Origin of the sequence: Methylobacterium sp. E-016, from assembly GCF_022829745.1 — a bacterium.
In the GTDB taxonomy this organism is placed as follows: domain Bacteria; phylum Pseudomonadota; class Alphaproteobacteria; order Rhizobiales; family Beijerinckiaceae; genus Methylobacterium.
Window position 1 is genome coordinate 1 of sequence record NZ_JAKSYF010000038.1, and the last position, 1,392, is coordinate 1,392.

The following is a 1,392-nucleotide window of genomic DNA, read 5'->3' on the forward strand; positions in this document are numbered from 1 at the left end:
CGCCCGCAACGCCGCCCGCTTCGTCTCGGCCCAGCCCGGCTTCGTCGCCTGGCGCCCGCGGGCGACGGCGAGCGCCCCCTCGGGCACGTCGTCGGTGATCACCGAGCCGGAGGCGACGAAGGCGCCGGCCCCGACCGTGACGGGGGCGACGAGGGCCGAGTTCGATCCGATGAAGGCGCCCGCCCCGATCGTGGTGCGGTGCTTCGAGACTCCGTCGTAGTTGCAGGTGATGGTGCCGGCGCCGACGTTGGCGCGGGCGCCGACCTCGGCGTCGCCGAGATAGGTCAGGTGTGCGGCCTTGGCGCCCGGCCCGAGGCGGGCGTTCTTCAGCTCCACGAAGTTGCCGATGGTGGCGCCGGCCTCCAGAACCGCGCCGCCGCGCAGGCGGGCGAACGGGCCGACGCTGGCGCCGGCCTCCAGGCGCACGTCCTTCAGGTGCGAGAAGGCGTGGATCACGCAAGCATCGTCGACGCGGACGCCGGTGTCGAACACCACGTTGGGCTCGACCAGCACGTCGCGCCCGAGGATCGTGTCGTGGCTCAGGAACACCGTCTCGGGGGCGACGAGCGTCGCGCCGCCGAGCTGGGCGCTGCGGCGCAGGCGCGCCTGGATCGCGGCCTCGGCGACGCCGAGCTGCACCCGGTCGTTGACCCCTTGCGCCTCCGCCTCCGTCACCGGCACCACCGCGACGGAGAGACCGTCGCCGATCGCCAGCGCCACCGCGTCGGGCAGGTAGTACTCGCCGGCGGCGTTGTCGTTGCCGATCCGCTCGAGCAGCGCCAGCGCGTGGGCGCCCGACAGCGCCATCAGGCCGGCATTGCACAGGCGCACCGCGCGCTCCTCAGGCGTGGCGTCCTTCTCCTCGCGGATCGCGACCACGCGGGTGCCCTCGGTGAGCACCCGGCCGTAGCCGGCGGGCGCCTCGGTCTCGAAGGCCAGCACCGCCACCGCCGCGCCCTCGGCCAGGGGCGCCCGCAGCCGCGCCAGGGTCTCGCCGGTGATCAGCGGCGTGTCGCCGAACGCCACGATGACGTCGTCGCCCTCCCCGCCTTCGCCGGTGCTCAGGACCACCCGCGCCGCGAGCACCGCATGCGCGGTGCCGAGGCGCTCGACCTGCGGGAAGACCTCGGAGCCCGGCGCCAGAGCCTCGATCTCGCGGGCGACGTCCGCGCGGCCGGGCTCGGCCACCACGGCGATGCGCGCGGCGCCCGCCGCCTGGACCGCGGCGAGCACGTGGCCGAGCATGCTCCGCCCGGCCAGGCGATGGAGCACCTTCGGCAGGTCGGAGCGCATCCGCGTGCCCTTGCCCGCGGCAAGCACGATCGCGGTGAGGCTTCGCTGCGCGGGGGCCGGTGTCGTCATCGCGTTCAGGTTCCCGGGGACGCTCGCTGG

The 1,392-nt window shown here is 75.3% G+C and carries 1 protein-coding gene; it reads right to left on the reverse strand.

The genetic code is table 11. The features are described from left to right. Nucleotides 1-1,362: bifunctional UDP-N-acetylglucosamine diphosphorylase/glucosamine-1-phosphate N-acetyltransferase GlmU (gene glmU / locus MKK68_RS02375; protein WP_244028463.1), on the reverse strand; the 1,362-nt coding region annotated here is incomplete at its 3' end. Between the last annotated feature and the right edge of the window lie 30 nt (nucleotides 1,363-1,392).